Genomic DNA, 20,136 nt, shown 5'->3' with positions numbered 1-20,136 from the left:
ATCTACGCCCGTTTTTACAATATAAATATGTTATTTTATCTGCTTCAAAGCCAACTTCACCACCTGTTCTACAGGTAATGCGGGCTGGTCTTGCAGTATCTGCACCACGACCTTTTGCGTCGGAGCAGGGGCAAATCCCAGCATAGTAAGAGCAGCAACGGCCTCATCACGTACGGCATTATTAACGGGAGCAGAGACACTGCCGCCTGCAGGAATCTCCTCGGCAATACCCAGGGCCACAATCTTGTCACGCAAATCAACGATGATACGCTGGGCCGTCATCTTACCAATACCCTTGATGCCCTGAATCAGTTTGGCATTACCCGTGGAGATGGCAGAACAGAGTTCGCTGACGCTCATGCCCGAGAGCATCATCCGGGCCGTATTGGCACCAACGCCACTCACCGTAATCAGCAGTTCAAACATCTCACGTTCCTTCTTATTATAGAAGCCATAAAGCACATAGGCATCCTCGCGTATGGCCTCATAGACATAGAGCTTCACTTCCTTCTTACCCTGACAGGCACTATAGGTAGTAAGCGAGATATTCAGTCCGTAGCCCACGCCTGCGGCCTCAACGGTAGCCATGGCAGGAGTCAGGTCGGTCAGTTCGCCTTTAATATATTCTATCATAACTTTCAATTTTTTATATATACATCCTCTAAAACGCTTAAAGTTGACAAATTATTGTATTTCGAGGGCATAAACTTGCGAATTATCACAAAATGACAGTTTCAAGATAATTTTTCCGTCAAAATGTAATGCATTTAAGATAAAAAGCATTACTTTTGCCGCCGCAAACAATTAATGGGACAAATAATTACATTATAAAAATGAAGAAAATCAGAGCAGCCGTCGTTGGTTACGGCAACATTGGAAAGTATGCACTCGAGGCGCTGGAAACAGCACCCGATTTCGAGGTAGCAGGTATCGTACGCCGTCAGGGTGCCGAGAACAAGCCTGCCGAACTGGCTCAGTATGATGTTGTAAAGGATATCAAGGAACTGAAGGACGTTGACGTAGCTATCCTGGCTACCCCTACCCGCTCATGCGAGGAATACGCCAAGCAGATTCTGCCATTGGGTATCAATACCGTTGACTCATTCGATATCCACGGACTGATTCGTGACTATCGCCGTACATTGATGGATCTGAACAAGAAGACCAATACCGTCAGCGTGATTGCCGCTGGTTGGGATCCAGGTTCAGACTCAATCGTCCGCACACTGATGCAGAGTCTGGCTCCCAAGGGATTGAGCTATACAAACTTCGGTCCTGGTATGTCAATGGGACACTCTGTATGCGTCCGTTCCAAGGCAGGTGTCAAGAATGCTCTGTCAATGACCATTCCCTTGGGCGAGGGTATCCACCGCCGCATGGTATATGTAGAACTTGAGGATGGTGCCAAGTTGGAAGAGGTAACCGCAGCCATCAAGGCCGATCCCTATTTCGCCAGCGATGAGACTCACGTATTCCAGGTAGAGAGCGTTGACGACGTACGCGACATGGGCCATGGTGTCAACCTCGTACGCAAAGGTGTATCTGGCAAGACCCAGAACCAGCGTCTGGAATTCAACATGTCAATCAACAACCCCGCCCTCACCGGTCAGGTATTGGTTAACGTAGCCCGCGCCTCTATGCGTCTGCAGCCCGGTTGCTACACCATGATTGAGATTCCCGTTATCGACATGCTGCCTGGCGACCGTGAGGACCTGATCAGCCACCTGGTATAAGAAAAGTACACACTTTTTAATTCCAAATACTTTAAAATCTGATAATTCCTAATGAGTTATCAGATTTTTTTGTATTTTTGCGGCATCATTACTAATTATAACAAAACATGAAACAAAAACTAACCACTACGATTCTTGGATTATTGTTGTCTACAATAGTCCTATATGCCCAGGCTAACCACTACGAACAGTATTACAAGAACCTGCCCACAACAGTAAAGGCAGTAGAGCGCATCACCATCCCTGCCAATGAAGTCAACCTGACAGAAGTCGGTGGCGTGGGCGACGGTGTCACCCTCTGTACTGAGGCTTTCGAGAAAGGAATCTCCAAATTGTCAAAGATGGGCGGCGGACGCCTCATCATCCCACAAGGCGTATGGCTCACCGGTCCTATTGCACTGAAGGACAACATTGAGTTGCATCTGGAAAAGAATGCACTGGTAGTATTCTCACCAGACAAATCACTCTTCCTCGACAAAAACGCACCTGCCGGCCGCGTGTTTCCCTGTATCCGCGCCTCCAAGCGCACCAATATAGCCATTACGGGCAAAGGAACGCTTGATGGCAACGGACAGCAATGGCGCCCGGTGAAACGAGGAAAGATGAGCGACGTAGAATGGAATATGTACAAGGACATGGGAGGACAGATTACAGAGAATGGCGATCTGTGGTATCCCTGGCAGATGAAGAACGGCTATGCAGACATTGCCGACAGTCCCGTGAAGCAGGAAGGCATGCGCAATGACCTGATAAGACTGACAGACTGCAAGAATGTGCTCATAGAGGGAGTCACCATCCAGAACTCACCTCGTTTTCACTTGCATCCCTGTTACTGTGAGAACGTGATTATCGACGGCATCAACGTACGTTCGGAATGGAACGTCCAGAATGGTGACGGCATAGACCTCTCTGATTGTCATCTGGCCCTGATTGTCAACTCTACGGTGAGCGTGGGTGACGACGGTATCTGCATGAAAAGCAGCAAGCCGTCATCAAGTCATGCCATCAGCGGTTGCGAGGACATCGTGATACAAGACAACACGGTGAACCACGCCCATGGCGGATTTGTCCTGGGTAGCGAAACAGCTGCAGGCATACGTCGTATCGTGGTTCGTCACAACACGTTCAGTGGTACCGACGTAGGCCTTCGATTCAAAAGCGGACTGGGTCGTGGCGGAAAGACAGAAGCACTATACATCAGCGATGTCATGATGAATGACATTGCGTCAGAGGCCATCATCTTCCAATGTGACTACGTGAACCGTCACGCAGGCGACGACGGTAAGGCTCCCGTATTCACGGAGGCAGAGAAGAAATGGGCACCCCATTTCCAGGATATCCATATCAGCAACGTCGTATGCCGAGGTTGTAAGACCGGCATCAAGGCCAGTGGTATTGAAGGCCTTGACTGCGTCAATGATATCACTATCAAGGACTGCTCAATCGTTTACAATAAGGAAGCAAAAAACATTGACGAGCCGACTGCACGTCTGACGCTCGTCAATGTAAAGTTTACTGAGAGCAGGTTTCACTGAGAATCTCACCCAGTGTAGGATGAATGTGTACCATGTCGCGCAACTGTACGACCGTGGTATCACGACACATCAGGGAACTGACTTCCTGAATGATATCAGCACTGTGGGCACCATAGGCATGACAGCCAAGGATACGACCGGACCCGGGCTCTGAGAAGAGTTTCAGCATACCCTCCGTCTCGTTCATTGTCAATGCCTTTCCATTGGCACGCCAGAAGGCCTTGCGACATTCGTATGCAAGACCTTTTTCCTTGAGTATATCCTCTGTTGGACCTACGCAGGCCGCCTCGGGTGTTGTAAAGATTGCTGCCGGCATGATATCAAAGCGGATAGCATCCTCTTTACCCAGAATATGGTTCACTGCATGCACAGCCTGCATCTCTGCCGCATGGGCCAGCATCTGCTTACCATTCACGTCACCAATGGCATAGATGCCTTTCTTCGTTGTCTCAAAGTTTTCATCCACCTTGATGCCCGTACGCTCATCATACTCAATGCCAGCATTGGCGAAGTCGGCCTGTACACGAGGTTTCCTGCCCGTAGCCATCAGGACTACATCAGCATCGATATCTGCGATATTCTCTACGGCAGTCTTCATCTTGAAGGTAATACCCTGCCTTTCTAAATACTTACGCAGACGCTTGGCTATATCGCTGTCAAGAGCAGGCAGACACTCCTTCAGGAACTCAATCACGGTCACCTCGGTACCAAAGCGATTGAACACCGATGCAAACTCCATACCGATAACCCCAGCACCGATAATCGCCAAACGCTTGGGGAAAGTATCCAGATTCAGCAGCCCCGTAGAGTCAACCACACGAGGGTCTGTATCCGCACCTTTTATCGGTAGCCATTTTGTCTCCGAGCCCGTTGCAATAATCACGTTCTTCGCCTGGATATCCAAGGGGAACACAGCCTTTTCACGAACCAGCGTGATATTAGGATGAGAGAGGATAGTCTCCACCCCACTGCGCAACTGGCTCACCACCTGCGGCATACGCTCACGAGCCTCTGTGAAGGTTGTACTGTGGACATAGGCCTTCGTAGGAATACATCCCACATTCAAGCACGTACCACCCACAGCATCACCTTCATAGATGACCACATTCAAGCCCTGTTTCGCCGCATATTCTGCTGCACGATAACCACCAGGGCCCGCGCCGATGATAATCAAATCGCACTCTTTCATTTTTACATTGTCTCATTTTTTAATTGACGGTACGTCACAACAGGATGCTTGGCGGCGAGGACATCATCCACACGACCGATAGGTGTGTTGTGGGGGGCCGATTTCACCAGGTTAGGATCATTCTTAGCCTCCTCTGCTATCTTTCGCATCACACCGATGAACTCATCGAGCGTTTCCTTCGACTCGTTCTCCGTGGGCTCAACCATCAGACTCTCATGGAAGAGCAAGGGGAAATAAATCGTAGGTGCATGATAGCCGTAGTCAAGCAGACGCTTAGCCACATCCATCGTAGTCACACCCGTACTTTTATCCTTCAGTCCGTCGAACACAAACTCATGACAGCACAAACCGTCGATAGGCAGTTCGTAGACATCCTTCAGACTCTCCTTGATATAGTTGGCATTAAGCACTGCCAACGGGCCAACCTCCTTGACATGCTCGCGACCTAGCGACAGAATGTATGCATAGGCACGCATCATCACCGCATAGTTGCCCTGATAGGGTGAGACAAACGGGAAAAACTGCTGCAATCCCTCACGAACACCCACAGGACCTGAGCCAGGACCACCACCTCCATGAGGTGTTGAGAATGTCTTGTGCAGGTTGATATGCATCACGTCAAATCCCATATCGCCGGGACGGCAAGCCCCCAGCATCGGATTCAGGTTAGCACCATCGTAATACATCAATCCCCCACAGGCATGTATCAGTTTTGCAATCTCAGGGATACGGGTTTCGAACAGGCCGAGTGTATTAGGATTGGTCATCATCATAGCAGCAATCTCCTGACCTTGCTCAGCCACGATACGCTGCAGGTCTTCGAAGTCAACCTGACCATTAGCCAATGATTTCACCTCAATAATTTCCAGTCCGCACACTGCTGCCGAGGCAGGATTGGTGCCATGGGCACTATCAGGCACTACCACCTTCTTGCGCGCCATATCGCCACGACTGCGATGGTAGTTGTCAATCGTCATCAGACCAGTCAACTCACCATGAGCACCAGCATAGGGCTTAAAGGTAAAATGAGCCAGACCGGTAAGTTCGCATAGCGATTTCTCAAGCAGCGATACTAATGCCTGAGCACCCTTTACGGTTGCAGCAGGCTGCTTGGGATGCAGGTTCTGGAACTGTGGCATAGCAGCTACCTCTTCATTGATTTTGGGATTGTACTTCATCGTACACGATCCCAATGGATAGAAGCCTGTATCTACACCAAAGTTGTTGTTCGACAGATTAGTATAATGGCGCACCACAGTAAGCTCGTCGCACTCGGGCAGGACAGCATCTTCTGTACGTCTCATCGCAGACGGTATCTCGTAACTGCCAAAATTATTCTTTGGCAGACTATAGCCCTTGCGTCCCTCCTTAGAGAGTTCAAAGATTAAATTACCATATAGCTTATTGTTCATAATCTCTTGCCTATTTAGTTAGTTCAATCCGTCTGCGATACCAATCAAATCCAGGAAGTAGTCAATCTCCTCCTTTGTCCGCTTTTCGGTTACGGCTATCAGCAAACTACCATCCGTCATACGAATACCTGGGAATATTCTATTCATCACACAGGTTGAGAACAGTTTGTCCATATCGCCATCATAACGCACCAGGAACTCATTAAAGAATGGCTTGTCATAAACAAGAGAGAAACGTCCTGTAGCCAAGAGCTTGTCGCAGAGATAGTGAGCGCCGGCATACGACAGTTCTGCAGCCTCCTTCAGTCCCTGCTTTCCCATCAACGACATGTAGATGGTTACAAAGAGTGCCATCAGGCTCTGGTTAGAACAGATATTTGAGGTAGCCTTCTGACGGCGGATATGCTGTTCACGAGCCTGAAGGGTGAGCACGAAAGCACGCTGGTCGCGGCTGTCCCTAGTCATACCGACAATACGACCTGGCATTTTGCGAATCAGCTTCTCTGTGCAGCACATATAACCCACGTATGGGCCACCCCACTGCATGGGGATACCAAGCGACTGACCGTCGCCCACTGCGATATCAGCACCCCACTCGCCAGGAGTCTTCAGCACGGCCAAATCGGCAGCCACACTATCCATGATGAATAGTGCCTTCTGCTCATGACAAGCTTCAGCAAAGCCTGTGTAGTCTTCAACTATACCCACAGCATTGGGCTGCTGAACAATCACACCAGCAACGCCACCCTGGGCAAGACGCGACTTCAGGTCATCAATATCAGTCACGCCATCCTTCTCGGCTATCGTTTCCAGTTCGATGCCCTGATGCAGCGCATAGGTATCAAGCACCTTGCGGGTATCAGGATTCAATGTGTCCGATACCAGCACCTTGTTCTGCTTCTTACCGGCTGCTACAGCCATCATCATGGCCTCGGCACATGCAGTAGTACCGTCGTACATCGACGCATTGCTGATGTCCATACCTGTCAGTTCGGCCATCATACTCTGATACTCAAAGATATAGTGCAGGGTGCCCTGAGATATCTCTGCCTGATACGGGGTATATGATGTCAGGAACTCTGAGCGCTGAAGCAGACTCGGTATTACCGATGGCATGTAATGGTCGTAAACGCCATAGCCAGCAAAGCAAGTAAGCTGGTAGTTCTGCGAGCCCAACTTCTCAAACAGTTGGCGTACCTCCAGCTCACTCATCTCCGACGGCAACTGGTAGTCACCCTTGAAACGGATACCCTCAGGTATCTGAGCATAGAGAGCGTCAAGGGAATCGGCATTCGCCTTGGCCAACATGTCTCTCAGGTCATCCTCTGTATGAGGAAAATATTTATACATTTCGCAAAAACTGTATTGTATGGTTATTTCTCACAGAATGCCTCATAGGCATCTGCTTCCATCAGGCTGTCGAGTTCTGTCTTATCACTCAACTCCACCTTGATAATCCAATTCTCGTAAGGGTCCTGGTTGATAAGTTCGGGCTGGTCATCCAATTTCTCGTTGACCTCAATCACCACACCAGAAACAGGCGCTATCAGATCGCTGGCAGCCTTCACACTTTCCACGGCACCAAACTCCGAACCGGCTTCAACCTCATCGTCAACATCAGGCATGTCAACATATACGACATTACCCAAGGCATGCTGTGCATAATCGCTGATGCCAACGTAACCGATATTTCCCTCAACCTTCACATACTCATGCGACTCACTATAAAGGAGTCCTTTAATTACTTTTGCCATTGTTTTTATAGTTTTTAGATTTATTTTTTATAGTTCTTGCTATAGAATTGTTTCTTCACCACTTTGCCAGGGAACACCTTCTTACGTATCTGAATCTGGAGGTCAGTACCCAAAGCAGCATATTGTGCGTCCACCAAGGCCATACAGACACTCTTATCAACAGATATACCATGATAACCCGTCGTTACCTCACCAATAGGTTCACCTTCCATATTCAGGACAGGATAGCCATGACGAGGTATTGCCCTGTCAAGGAGTTCAATACCCACGAGTCTCCTGGCAGGTCCCTCTGCCTTTTGCCGGGCCAGAGCATCCTTTCCGATAAACTCCTCCTTATCAAGTTTCACAAACATCCCCAGGCCGGCCATGATTGGAGTGATATCCTCTGAGAGTTCGTCGCCGTAAAGAGGCAAGCCCACCTCAAAGCGCAAGGTATCACGACAGCCCAGGCCACAGGCCTGAACGCCAGCGTCAATCAGCTTATCCCAACACTGTTGGATGTACTCATGAGAGGCATAGACCTCAAAGCCGTCCTCACCTGTATATCCCGTACGCGACACGATGACATCGCCTATCGTCTTCACGGTATAGAAAGCCAGTTCGCTACACGGCAGGTTCAGGACCGTCTCCATGATATGTTCGGCCTCCGGACCTTGCAACGCTATCTGTCCATAATAGTCGCTACGGTTCTGCAGATCAATATCAAAGCCTTTGGCATTCTGTTGCATCCAGGCCCAGTCCTTATCGATATTTGCAGCATTGATGACCAGAAAGAAATCATTCTCTGCCATCTTGTAGACGAGCAAGTCATCAACAGTACCGCCATTCTCGTAGCACATCATGCCATAATAGATCTTACCTACCGGTGCATTGGCTATATCGTTCGTAAAAATATGTTGCACGTAACGTTCGGCATCAGGTCCCTTGACGGTCACTTCTCCCATATGCGACACATCAAAGAGTCCGGCATGCTCACGAACAGCCATATGCTCTGGTGCGATACCAGCATACTGATAAAGGAGTGGCATGTCAAAGCCACCGAAAGATACCATTGTAGCCCCCAACGCCACATGTCTTTCATACAGGCACGTACGTTTGTCTCTTCTGACTGGTTCTGTTTTAATTCCCATAGTAAATGAACGTTTATGATTTAATTAGTTTTACAAAGTCCTCACGCAAATAGGTCTGCTCCAGCTCTTCTATACCCTTCACCTCTTCCGGAGTCAGCATCCGTTCACCCTCACACAGCGTTGTCCTGACGAACGATTTAAACTCTTCAAGGGTCAGGGGGATATAATCCTTTAATAAGGTGATGCGCTGACGCACACTCTGTATGCCCTTTGCCTGCAGTTTCTCAGGGCCGGGCGTAATGGCATTGAGCATATGCTCCATATTGGTATCATAGAGCATCGTGGCATGTACGATACTGTGGCCTGGCAGATGATAGTAAGCCGTACCGCTCACCTTCCTGTCGCCAATCATCACGTCATTATGCGTCGTACCTGTTGCCTCAACGCCCAGTTTTCTAAGCACAAGCAACAGCATGTTTACGAACCGGTTGAATGTCAGTCCTACGTTTTCCTCTTTCGTCACATACGAGAACATCACATTATCCTTGTCTGCATACACGCAGCCTCCCCCACTCTTCCGGCGGTACACCTGGATACCATGCTGTTTGCAGTAATCAAAGTTTACCTCGTTTTCAGCCACCTGATGACGCCCGAATATGACACTGGGCTGTACCTGCCACATAAAAAAACAATCGTCTTCGTCTATATGACGGGCGATATATTCTTCCATTGCCAGGTAAAATGAAAGGCGCCTTTCAATAGTGTCAGGCAGGGTGATGTACTTCATTTCTTTTGTTTAGGGTTAGCTTTTGAGTGCAAATTTATGAATTAATTATGTAACAACCAAAAAAAACAAGGTTTCTTTTTGATATATCCCCGAATCTTTGTAACTTTGTCCCCCAAATGATTAAAATCAAACCGTGGAACATAAGGATCTTAAAATACTGAAAACCATCGACAGTCCTAGTCAGTTGCGCCTTGTTAAGCCCGAATTATTGCCGCAATTGTGCAAAGAACTGCGGGAAGACATCATACAGGAATTGTCTGTCAACCCCGGTCATCTTGCCTCGAGCCTTGGCGTTGTGGAACTGACTGTCGCACTGCATTACGTATTCAATACGCCTCAGGACCGTATTGTTTGGGACGTAGGCCATCAAGCCTATGGTCACAAGATTCTGACTGGGCGTCGCGATAATTTTGACACAAACCGCAAATTACATGGTATCCGCCCCTTCCCTACACCGGAAGAGAGCGAATACGATTCATTTATCTGTGGCCATGCTTCCAATAGCATCTCTGCAGCACTTGGCATGGCAGTAGCCTCAAAAGGCAACTACAATGTTGTGGCTGTTATTGGCGACGGCGCCATGAGTGGCGGACTCGCTTTCGAAGGTCTGAACAACGTATCCAGTTCACCCAACGACCTCCTCATTATTCTTAATGACAACGACATGTCTATCGATCGCTCTGTAGGAGGCATGAAAGAGTATCTGTTGAGATTGAGTACCAATAAGACTTACAACTCATTACGCTATAAGGCATCAAAATGGTTGGTAGAACAAGGACTGCTGTCAGAGGGACGCAAGAAGGGAATCATCCGCTTGGCCAATGCCGTGAAGAGTGCTATTTCAGAACAGCAGAATATCTTCGAGGGCATGAATATCCGCTATTTCGGCCCCTACGACGGACATAACGTCAAGGAACTGGTACGTATTCTCAGACAACTGAAGGACATGAAAGGTCCTAAGCTGCTGCATCTTCATACACAGAAAGGACATGGCTATGCACCTGCAGAGAACTACAAGCCAATATGGCACGCACCAGGAAAATTCGACCCTGACACAGGTGAACTGATACAGAGCGACACAGAAGGTATGCCCCCCAAGTTCCAGGATGTATTTGGTGAAACCCTGTTGGAACTGGCTCAGGCTAACCCAAAGATTGTGGGTGTAACACCAGCCATGCCTACGGGATGCTCTATGAATATTCCCATGAAGGTGATGCCCGACAGGATGTTTGACGTAGGTATTGCCGAAGGTCATGCCGTCACATTCTCAGCAGGCATGGCGAAAGACGGGCTCATCCCTTTCTGTAATATCTACAGTGCCTTTGCTCAGCGCGCCTATGATAATATCATTCATGACGTAGCCATCCTGAAGCTACCTGTAGTTCTCTGTCTTGACCGTGCCGGACTGGTGGGTGAAGACGGACCTACACATCATGGTGCCTTCGATATGGCAGCCCTGCGTCCTATTCCGAACCTGACCATCTCGTCGCCCATGAACGAGCACGAGTTGCGCAACCTGATGTATACAGCACAACTCGAGGGAAAAGGACCATTTGTCATTCGCTATCCACGCGGCAACGGCGTATTAACCAACTGGCGCTGTCCGTTTGAGGAAATCAAGATTGGTACCGGTCGTAAGTTGCGCGACGGTGACGATGTTGCCGTACTCACCATCGGTCCGATGGGAAATGACGTAGCAAAGGTGATTGATGAAATCAAGGACCTCTCCGTAGCCCATTACGACATGCGCTTCCTGAAGCCACTTGACGAGGATATCCTACATGAAGTGGGAAAGAAATTCCGTCGTATCGTTACCGTGGAGAACGGTGTACGCAAAGGCGGACTGGGCACTGCCGTACTGGAATGGATGAGCGACCACGACTACGACGTCAAAGTTACTCGCATGGGACTGCCTGACCAATTCGTGGAACACGGCACCATCGACCAACTGCGAGAGATTATTGGACTCGATAATGAGAGTATCAAGAAAGCAATACTCAATTCACAAACCTAAACCCTCAAATCATGAAAGTAGTCATTGCCGGCGCTGGTGCCGTAGGAACACATTTGTCGAAGTTGCTCTCTACAGAGCATCACGACTGTGTACTCATCGATGATGACGAGGATCGTCTGGGCGGCATGGACTCGAACTACGACATCATGGCCGTCAACGCCTCACCAACCAGCATCAAGACATTGAAAGATGCCGGTGTAGGCAGCGCAGACCTCTTTGTAGGCGTAACCCGTTATGAAAGCCGTAATATCACGGCCTGCACACTGGCTCATGCCTTAGGTGCCAAGAAGACGGTTGCGCGTGTCGACAACTACGAATACCTGTTGCCGCAGAATCTGCCTTTCTTTCATGATTTAGGTATCGACTCACTTGTATATCCGGAGGTTCTGGCTGCCACCGACATCATCAACGGTCTGAAACTGTCGTGGGTTCGCCAGCGCTGGGATGTGCACGACGGTGCATTGGTGCTGCTGGGCATCAAGTTGCGCGAGGGATGCGAAATCCTCAACCAGCCGCTGAAAGACCTCTGCGGTCCTGACGACCCTTACCATATTGTAGCCATCAAGCGCAATAACGACACGATTATCCCTGGTGGTATGGATGAATTACAGCTTCATGACCTGGCTTATTTCATGACCACCAGCGAGTATATTCCCTATATCCGGAAGATTGTAGGCAAGGAACACTACGAGGACGTGCACAACGTCATCATCATGGGCGGCGGAAAGACGGCTGTCAGGGCAGCACTCACCATGCCCGATTACATGAACGCCAAGATCATCGAGATTGACGCAGCCCGTTGTGAACGACTCAACCAGCTACTCGCTTCCAATGATGCCATGGTGATTCATGGTGACGGACGCGACCTGGGACTGCTTAACGAAGAAGGCATCAAGCACACACAGGCATTTGTAGCCCTGACAGGTAATGCCGAGACCAATATCCTGGCATGTCTGACAGCCAAGAAACTGGGCGTACGCAAGACGGTTGCCATGGTCGAGAACCTGGATTACGTCAGCATGGCGGAAGGACTTGACATCGGCACGATTATCAACAAGAAGACCGTAGCCGCAAGCCATATCTTCCAGATGATGATGAAAGCCGACGTCAGGAACATGCGTTCGCTGATGATGGTTGAGGCCGACGTGGCCGAATTTGTAGCAGCCGAGGATTCAAAGGTGACAAGAAAACCCGTAAAAGACCTTGGACTGCCATTTGGCATCACCATTGGTGGTCTGGTGCGCGACGGCAAGGGAATCCTCGTGAATGGTAACACACAGATAACGCCAGGCGATTCCGTCATGGTGTTCTGCCATAAACATCAACTCGACAAAGCAGAGAAATACTTCAAGAAGTCCCTCCTCTGGTAAAGTTGTTTATTCGAGTAATGTCATAACGAAAAAAGTTCAAATTGATCAACTTCCGCATCATATCAAAGATCCTGGGCTCGTTGCTCTTCATTGAAGCCTTTTTCATGGCCTGCTGTCTGGCTATGGCTTTTTCATTCCATGAAGACGACGAACTGGCTTTTATGGCATCTACGATACTGACGTTTGGAGGTGCGTTTATCTTCCTGTTCTTCGGACATGAGGCAGAGAACGCCCTGAGTCGTCGCGATGCGTATGTGGTGGTAACCCTTACCTGGGTCGTATTCTCGTTCTTTGGCATGTTCCCCTTCCTGATCCATGGCTCCATGTCCAGCATCACCGATGCCTATTTTGAGACTATGTCAGGTTTTACGACGACTGGCGCTACAGTCATTGACGATGTAGAGTCACTGCCTCACGGCCTGCTCTTCTGGCGTTCATTGATGCAATGGATAGGAGGTTTGGGAATCGTGTTCTTCACCGTAGCCCTGTTACCCCAGCTGGTAGGCGGTAGCGTCAAAGTGTTTGCTGCAGAAGCCACAGGACCCATGCGTTCAAAGATGCACCCGCGCCTGTCGACGACCGCCAAATGGATATGGAGCATCTATGTATTGCTCACCATCCTCTGCGCCCTGTCATTCTGGTTGGCAGGCATGGATTGGTTTGATGCTACCAACTACTCCATGTCAACAACTGCCACAGGCGGTTTCTCAACCCATAACGGCACCATCTTCCTGGCATCACCCCTCATTGAGTACCTGGCCATTCTGTTCCAGTTCCTGGCGGGTATCAATTTCACCTTATTATATATGGGACTGATTAAGTGGAAGATGGGCAGTCTGTTCCGTAACTCAGAGTTCAAGATGTATATCATCACCATACTCATTGCTACGGCACTCATCATGTATCTGTTGCTCACCCGCTTAGACTACGACTTCGAGGAAGCATTCCGTTCGGCCCTGTTCCAGGTCGTGTCATTCATCACCACCACCGGCCTGAGCAATACCGATGCAGGCGCATGGCCTCATCTCACATGGATTATCCTCATGGTATTGATGTTTATGGGTGCCTGTTCAGGCAGTACAACGGGTGGATTCAAGAGTATCCGCGTACTGATGCTTCTGAAAGTCCTGCGTAACGAGTTCCGCCATATCCTGCATCCTAATGCCGTACTCCCCGTCAAGCTGTCAGGACAGAGCATACCCCAGAACCGTCTTACCACGCTTCTGGCCTTTTTCACCCTCTATATCCTTGCCCTACTGCTGGTAGCCACCATCATGATTGTGTCGGGTATAGATATCACCAACTCCTTTACCATCGCCTTGAGCCTCATCAGTAACGTAGGTGCAGGCCTTGACACCAACATGGGCCCGCAGATGTCATGGGCCGACCTCTCCGATGGCATCAAATGGCTATGTTCATTCCTCATGCTTGTTGGTCGTCTGGAGATTGTCGCCGTACTGGTACTCTTCACCCGTGCGTTCTGGAAAGAAAACTAAAACATATCCACTTCCTCCTAAAGTAAAATTGAACATTTTGCTTTTTTTTATTCACTTGCAAAGATATAAATCAGTAAAGAATATTAATAAATTTTGCATTTTCTTCGATTATTTGTAACTTTGCACCCCGAAAAAAGATAAAATTTAATATTATAATGAAGAAATACTATCTTTACATTATGTTAGCCAGCATCTTCTTTTCAGGATTATCAACACAAGATGCAATGGCAAAGAAGAAAAAGAAGACCCCAGCAATTGCCAATGTTTTACAAAAAGACTCTGTGAATGCCGACTATAAGAAAGCGACTCAGGGCGGCAAGACCATGCAAGGTCTGTTCAATGTGATATACAAATCAAAAGAAGGAAAACTGCTGTTTGAAATGCCCGACACAGCCTTCCACCGCACCTACATGTTATCTAGTCGTGTGGCTGCTACAAGCGACACACAAGATTATGTAGCAGGTCAGATGTCAACCTCACCTATCCTTATCTGTTTCACCAAAGATGAGCGCAATGTCTACCTGCACAAGATGCAGTATATGGATATGGTTGTTGAGGGAGACCCCATGGCCTCTTCGTTCCAGAAAAATTTCCTGCATCCCATCCTGAAGGCCTTTAAGATTACGGCTACCAATGGCAAGAACGTTGTCATTGACGTGACCTCATTCTTTGGCGGCAACGAGAAATGCATCAGTCCTATCAAGGAGTCAAACCCCGTCAGCAAACTGCTGGGTAGCGACAATGGCCTGAAAGGCACATTTGTGCCTGACGCATCAGGCATCAGCGAGGTAAAGGCTTTCGAGAAAAACATCGAGATAAAGAGCATGCTGACATACAACACCACAGGCGCTATTCAGAAGCCCTACACGCTGAAGATGCACCGTTCGCTGTTTGTACTGCCAGAAGATCCCATGCCACGTCGTCTGCAGGACAACCGCGTAGGCTATTTCTATAGCGACCAGTACGTTTACTCCACCAATCGCGACCGTATCGAGGACCAGACCTATATTCACCGCTGGCGCCTGGAACCACGCGAAGAAGACCGCGACCGTTATTTCCGTGGCGAACTGGTAGAACCCGCCCGTCCTATCGTTTTCTATGTAGACTCTGCCTTCCCTGAGAAATGGCGTTCTACGATCAAGGAGGGTATCATGGAGTGGAACCGTGCTTTCGAAAAAGCTGGTTTCAAGAATGCCATCCTTGCCAAGGACTATCCCAAGAACGATCCCAATTTCGACCCGGACGATATGCGCTATAACTGTTTCAAGTATGCCGCCACATCAACAGCCAACGCCATGGGCCCCAGCTACACAGACCCACGCACGGGCGAGATTCTGGCTGCCGATGTCATCTGGTATCACAATATCGTATCTCTGCTTCACAACTGGCGTTTTGTGCAGACAGGTACAGTCGACAAGCGCGTGAGAACAGTCACCTTTGACGACGACCTGATGAAGGAGTCCATGAAATATGCCGCCTCACATGAGGTTGGCCACACCCTTGGACTGATGCACAACATGGGTGCCAGCTATTCGTTCCCTGTTGACTCACTGCGCAGCCCTTCATTTACGCAGAAATATGGCACCACCCCAAGTATCATGGACTATGCCCGTAATAACTACGTGGCACAGCCTGGCGATTTGGAGCGTGGCGTTAAGCTCACGCCTCCCGATCTCGGTGTTTATGATATCCATGCCATCCACTGGGGCTATCAGTTGCTTCCCAATATCCAGAAGCCCGAGGATGAGAAGCCTACCCTTGAAGCATGGATTCAGGAACACGCTGGCGACCCCATGTATGAGTTTGGTGCTCAGCAGGTGATTGCTACCATCGACCCCACCGACCAGACGGAAGACCTGGGTGATGACCACATCAAGGCCAGCGACCTTGGTATTGCCAACCTGAAGGTGCTCATGAAGAACCTGCTCAACTGGACTATGGAGAAAGGAGAGCGCTATGATGAGACTGAGAAAGTCTATCGTCAGGTAACAACTCAGTACACCCGCTATATCCGCCACGTCATCCCCTATATCGGAGGTATCCGTTTCGAGGAAATCAGACAAGGCGACGGCAAGGCTACCGGCAAGCACTATATTGGAAAAGCCAAGCAGAGACAGGCCATGAAATGGCTGCTCAGTCAGGCACGCACCTATAACAACTGGCTGACCCCCTCTTCCATTATCTCAAAACTGGAGCTCGACATGAACGTCAACGACAAGTTGAGAACCACGATTGTCAACTCCCTGTTCAGTTCACCAACTCTCTATCGTATCAAAGAGGGAGGCGAGACCAACGCCGCAGAATGTTATCAGTTGGACAACTATCTGGACGACCTGACAAATGAGCTCTTCAAGGCACCTCAGGGTGGAAAACTCTCACAGGCAGAACAGGACCTGCAGGGAAGTGCTATCGCACTGATGATGAACAACTCCGGACTGAAAGCTAAGACAAGCTCTTCTTCATCTTCATTTGCCGATGAACCCATGCAGGAAGAGGACAACTGGTGCAGTATGACTGGCGACAACAACTTTGTACGAATCAACCTGGGCACTGCATCACTCTCTGCCAGTCAGTTGGGTGCCATCATGACCGGACGCCTGAACCGCGTACTACAGAAGTACCGCGTCTATCGTAATCAGTCAACAGGAAGCACGCGCGACTTCTACGACTATCAGATACTGCAAATTGAGAAACTAAAGAATAAATAAAGTTGAAACGCATTCTATTTTTATTAGCGTTCCTGACCTTTTCAGTCACCTCACTGTTTGCACAACAGAAAGTGACGGGTAAGGTAGTCGATGGCGGCAATGAACCCGTCATAGGCGCACAGGTAAGGTGGAAAGAAACGAAAGAAGCTACCACCACTGCCATTGACGGAACTTTTTCTATTGCTCCCAGTGAGCAGACCCGCACCTTAGTGGTCTCCTTTATCGGCTACAAGACCAGACAGCTGACTCTTGGCGAAGGACAGACCCAGGTAAGCATCAAGATGGAAGACGATGCTCAGAATCTTGATGAAGTAGTTGTTGTGGGCTATGGCTTGCAGAAGAAAGCCGCCCTCACTGGCTCGGTAGAGACCATCAAGGCAGAGGACCTGCTGATGATGCCGACCACCAATCTCGACCAGGCATTGGTAGGACAGGTAGCCGGTCTGCAGGTGATGCAGTCAACAGGCGACCCCAGTTCGGCTCGTGAGGCAGACCTCCATGTACGTGGTATCAACAGTAACCCACTGTTGGTTATCGACGGTGTGCCCCGTTTTGGTACAAACACCAGCGATGGTGAGATGCGCCTGAGCGACCTTAACCCCGATGATATCGAGAGTGTCACCGTACTGAAGGACGCTGCAGCTGCAGCTGTCTATGGTGCCCGTGCTGCCAATGGCGTCATCCTCGTTCAGACCAAGCGGGCAAGCGGCAAGCAGAAGTTGCACCTGAACTATCGCGGACAGTTCAACCTGCAGGAAGCCACTCACCTGCCCGACTTCCTGAATGCCTATGAGTTTGCCAAGTTGCGCAACCAGGCTATCGAGAATAGCGGCTCTACGCTGACACCCTATACGGATGCCCAGCTCGAAGAGATCCGCACACACAGCAATCCCAATGTCTATGGTGACGAGAATATGCTCGACTACCTCGACAAGACAGGTTGGTCAACCACCCACAGCCTATCAGCCTCTGGTGGCAGCGATGCAGTGAAGTACTATATGTCATTTGGCTATGCCGACACCAAGGGTATCTATAGCGGCGTGGGCCGTCAGCGACTGAACTATATGGCGAAGCTGGATGCCACACTTGCCAAGGGACTGGTTCTCTCGCTCGATTTCAACGGTTCACGCACCAATGCCAAGAATTCCAGTTATACCACGGTTGATGCCGCCTATAGCTTCTCGCCTGTTCAGGTGCTCCGTTTCACCAATGGCGAACTGGCCAGTGCCGACGGCAGTAACCCACTTATCAATATCCTGGGACTGGGCGGCTACAGACAGGACAATTTCAAGATGCAGGCTATCACAGCCACCCTTAACTGGGAAATACCCTGGGTGAAAGGCCTGAACGCCTATGCAAGAGGTACTTTCGATGACAATAGTCAGGTACGCAAGACCTTCAGCAAGCCAGTGACATTATATACCTATGATGCAACGGCAGACAGCTATAGTCCCGATCCCAACACAGTATATCCCACTGCAAAGGTCTCTCTCAGCCAGTACGACCAGTTCTACGACAGTCAGATTTACGAAATAGGTCTGAACTACAACAGAACGTTTAACGCCCGTCATGACGTGGAGGGAACCCTGGTAGCCAACTACCAGCGCACCCATACGCTCTATATGGAAGGTACCAATCAGGATAAGGGCATCTATCCGGAAACGATGGGAACAGCGCTGGGCGACAAGACGCTTACAGGTAATGAGAGCAGGAATCAGCGTGCGTCACTCATCGGACGTGCCAAGTACGGCTATGACAACCGTTACTTCGTGGAGTTCAGCTTCCGTGTTGACGGCTCTAATAATTTCGCCCCCTCAAAACGTTGGGGATTCTTCCCTTCTATCTCTGGTGCATGGGTCATCAGCAACGAGCCCTTCTTCCGTCACTGGAACCAGTCGGTGCTCACCAATGCCAAGTTGAGAGCCTCAACCGGATGGTTAGGCAACGATGGAGTGGCAGCTGCCTATAGTTATCTGAAGACCTATATGGAGGTGCCACGCTCCGGCTATACCATTGGCGGCAACTACCGTCCTGGTATCCAGATGAACGGCAATCCCAATGCCGACCTCACATGGGGTAAGACCCACGACTACAACCTGGCCCTCGACCTTGGTTTCTGGGGTGGTCGCATAGGTCTCTCTGCAGAATATTTCTGGCGCTATGAGACTGACAAGATTACAGCAGCACCCGACTATCTCTATCCGCCTTCAATCGGCGTCAGCGGTAATGTGCCCAATCTGAATTTCTCCGAGTTGAAGGCATGGGGATGGGATCTCAGCATCAACCACCGCAACACGATCGGCAAGTTCAAGTATAATGTCGGTGTGGTACTGTCGAAGACCGACGACGAGTATCTGGACTTCGGTGACGAGAGTGCACAGAATGCCAACCTGCGCCGTAAGGGTATGCCCAGCATGGTGTGGACGATGTATGAAGCCTGCGGACTCTTCCAGAGTCAGGAAGAAATTGACGGCTGGGCCGACCAGGACGGACAGGGCAACACCTCTATTGCTCCTGGCGACATCAAGTATGTGGACCAGAACGATGACCATAAGATTGATGTCAATGATATGATCTATGTGAAGAACTCATCATATCCCGATATGGATATTGCCGTACGACTGGGTGCTTCCTACAAAGGATTCTTCATCAATGCCATGTTCCAGGGCGAGACTGGCTACAAGAAGAATATCAAGGAGTATTACTCACTGGACAACGGAACCCTGCAGCGTTTTCAGAGATATCACCTCACGGACTCCTGGACACCAGAGAACCCTAATGCCGAGTATCCACGAGTCAAGTTTGCTACCAGCAGCGACAACAACCGCAAGGAGTCAACCTTCTGGGTAAAGAACTGTAATTTCCTGCGCCTCAAGATGCTCAACATCGGTTACCAGTTCCCCCAGGCGCTGATCAAGAAGGCCCACCTCACATCGGCTAGTATTGCCCTTCAGGGAAGCAACCTCTTCACGCTGACCGACCTGACCGATATGGATCCTGAGCAGACCAGCAGAGGCTATCCCATACAGCGCAGTTATGGACTCACGCTGAACTTAGGTTTCTAAACA

14 protein-coding genes are annotated in these 20,136 nt (G+C 49.5%); 7 read left to right on the top strand and 7 right to left on the bottom strand.

The genetic code is table 11. The features are described from left to right. Positions 1–30: 30 nt before the first annotated feature. Positions 31–633 carry a Holliday junction branch migration protein RuvA gene (gene ruvA / locus L6468_RS03195; protein ID WP_091815066.1) on the bottom strand — a complete coding sequence of 201 codons (603 nt, stop codon included), beginning with the start codon at positions 631–633 and terminating at the stop codon, positions 31–33. A 200-nt stretch (positions 634–833) separates the two neighbouring features. Here ruvA and L6468_RS03190 point away from each other — a divergent pair, with 200 nt between their 5' ends. After that, on the top strand, positions 834–1,733 hold the full coding sequence (locus L6468_RS03190; protein ID WP_237795160.1) for a diaminopimelate dehydrogenase: 900 nt from the start codon (positions 834–836) through the stop codon (positions 1,731–1,733). Between the two features lie 107 nt (positions 1,734–1,840). After that, a complete protein-coding gene (locus tag L6468_RS03185; RefSeq protein ID WP_237795145.1) occupies positions 1,841–3,268 on the top strand; it encodes a glycoside hydrolase family 28 protein in 1,428 nt (475 codons plus the stop codon). Here L6468_RS03185 and L6468_RS03180 read toward each other — a convergent pair. Genes L6468_RS03180 through L6468_RS03155 form a run of 6 tightly spaced genes read right to left on the bottom strand, consistent with a single transcriptional unit; the run spans position 3,246 to position 9,480 of the window. Then, positions 3,246–4,457, bottom strand: coding sequence for a dihydrolipoyl dehydrogenase family protein (locus tag L6468_RS03180; protein ID WP_237795143.1), 1,212 nt, complete (start codon positions 4,455–4,457; stop codon positions 3,246–3,248). The genes L6468_RS03185 and L6468_RS03180 overlap by 23 nt on opposite strands. 2 nt (positions 4,458–4,459) lie before the next feature. Next, on the bottom strand, positions 4,460–5,869 hold the full coding sequence (gene gcvPB / locus L6468_RS03175) for an aminomethyl-transferring glycine dehydrogenase subunit GcvPB (RefSeq protein WP_237795141.1): 1,410 nt from the start codon (positions 5,867–5,869) through the stop codon (positions 4,460–4,462). A gap of 18 nt (positions 5,870–5,887) precedes the next feature. Further along, positions 5,888–7,219 (bottom strand): aminomethyl-transferring glycine dehydrogenase subunit GcvPA, encoded by a 1,332-nt coding sequence (gene gcvPA, locus L6468_RS03170; RefSeq protein ID WP_237795139.1) that lies wholly within the window; start codon positions 7,217–7,219, stop codon positions 5,888–5,890. 23 nt (positions 7,220–7,242) lie between these two features. After that, a complete protein-coding gene (gene gcvH, locus L6468_RS03165; RefSeq protein WP_091852370.1) occupies positions 7,243–7,623 on the bottom strand; it encodes a glycine cleavage system protein GcvH in 381 nt (126 codons plus the stop codon). A gap of 20 nt (positions 7,624–7,643) precedes the next feature. Then, entirely contained in the window at positions 7,644–8,753 is a 1,110-nt protein-coding gene (gcvT, locus tag L6468_RS03160) for a glycine cleavage system aminomethyltransferase GcvT (protein ID WP_237795137.1), read from the bottom strand. 13 nt (positions 8,754–8,766) lie between these two features. Then, positions 8,767–9,480 carry a lipoate--protein ligase family protein gene (locus L6468_RS03155; protein WP_091852364.1) on the bottom strand — a complete coding sequence of 238 codons (714 nt, stop codon included), beginning with the start codon at positions 9,478–9,480 and terminating at the stop codon, positions 8,767–8,769. Positions 9,481–9,613: 133 nt separating this feature from the next. Here L6468_RS03155 and dxs point away from each other — a divergent pair, with 133 nt between their 5' ends. From dxs to L6468_RS03130, 5 genes are all read left to right on the top strand, one after another. Beyond that, positions 9,614–11,494, top strand: coding sequence for a 1-deoxy-D-xylulose-5-phosphate synthase (gene dxs, locus L6468_RS03150; protein ID WP_237795135.1), 1,881 nt, complete (start codon positions 9,614–9,616; stop codon positions 11,492–11,494). Between the two features lie 11 nt (positions 11,495–11,505). Beyond that, positions 11,506–12,864, top strand: coding sequence for a Trk system potassium transporter TrkA (trkA, locus tag L6468_RS03145; protein ID WP_237795126.1), 1,359 nt, complete (start codon positions 11,506–11,508; stop codon positions 12,862–12,864). Between the two features lie 41 nt (positions 12,865–12,905). After that, positions 12,906–14,360 carry a TrkH family potassium uptake protein gene (locus tag L6468_RS03140; protein WP_237795124.1) on the top strand — a complete coding sequence of 485 codons (1,455 nt, stop codon included), beginning with the start codon at positions 12,906–12,908 and terminating at the stop codon, positions 14,358–14,360. A gap of 179 nt (positions 14,361–14,539) precedes the next feature. Next, complete coding sequence (locus L6468_RS03135) at positions 14,540–17,068, top strand: zinc-dependent metalloprotease (protein ID WP_431356698.1); 2,529 nt, start codon at positions 14,540–14,542, stop codon at positions 17,066–17,068. A gap of 2 nt (positions 17,069–17,070) precedes the next feature. After that, positions 17,071–20,133, top strand: coding sequence for a SusC/RagA family TonB-linked outer membrane protein (locus L6468_RS03130; RefSeq protein WP_431356692.1), 3,063 nt, complete (start codon positions 17,071–17,073; stop codon positions 20,131–20,133). Positions 20,134–20,136: the final 3 nt, after the last annotated feature.

This window comes from Prevotella communis (assembly GCF_022024115.1).
Lineage (GTDB): Bacteria > Bacteroidota > Bacteroidia > Bacteroidales > Bacteroidaceae > Prevotella > Prevotella communis.
This window is presented reverse-complemented; position numbering and strand designations above follow the sequence as displayed.

What these genes read in the sequence shown, in the direction of transcription:
- L6468_RS03155 (WP_091852364.1), bottom strand. Translation starts at nt 9,480, where the DNA reads ATGAAGTACATCACCCTGCCTGACACTATTGAAAGGCGCCTTTCATTT.
- L6468_RS03180 (WP_237795143.1), bottom strand. Translation starts at nt 4,457, where the DNA reads ATGAAAGAGTGCGATTTGATTATCATCGGCGCGGGCCCTGGTGGTTAT.
- trkA (WP_237795126.1), top strand. Translation starts at nt 11,506, where the DNA reads ATGAAAGTAGTCATTGCCGGCGCTGGTGCCGTAGGAACACATTTGTCG.
- gcvH (WP_091852370.1), bottom strand. Translation starts at nt 7,623, where the DNA reads ATGGCAAAAGTAATTAAAGGACTCCTTTATAGTGAGTCGCATGAGTAT.
- gcvT (WP_237795137.1), bottom strand. Translation starts at nt 8,753, where the DNA reads ATGGGAATTAAAACAGAACCAGTCAGAAGAGACAAACGTACGTGCCTG.
- ruvA (WP_091815066.1), bottom strand. Translation starts at nt 633, where the DNA reads ATGATAGAATATATTAAAGGCGAACTGACCGACCTGACTCCTGCCATG.
- L6468_RS03135 (WP_431356698.1), top strand. Translation starts at nt 14,540, where the DNA reads ATGTTAGCCAGCATCTTCTTTTCAGGATTATCAACACAAGATGCAATG.
- L6468_RS03190 (WP_237795160.1), top strand. Translation starts at nt 834, where the DNA reads ATGAAGAAAATCAGAGCAGCCGTCGTTGGTTACGGCAACATTGGAAAG.
- gcvPA (WP_237795139.1), bottom strand. Translation starts at nt 7,219, where the DNA reads ATGTATAAATATTTTCCTCATACAGAGGATGACCTGAGAGACATGTTG.
- gcvPB (WP_237795141.1), bottom strand. Translation starts at nt 5,869, where the DNA reads ATGAACAATAAGCTATATGGTAATTTAATCTTTGAACTCTCTAAGGAG.
- L6468_RS03185 (WP_237795145.1), top strand. Translation starts at nt 1,841, where the DNA reads ATGAAACAAAAACTAACCACTACGATTCTTGGATTATTGTTGTCTACA.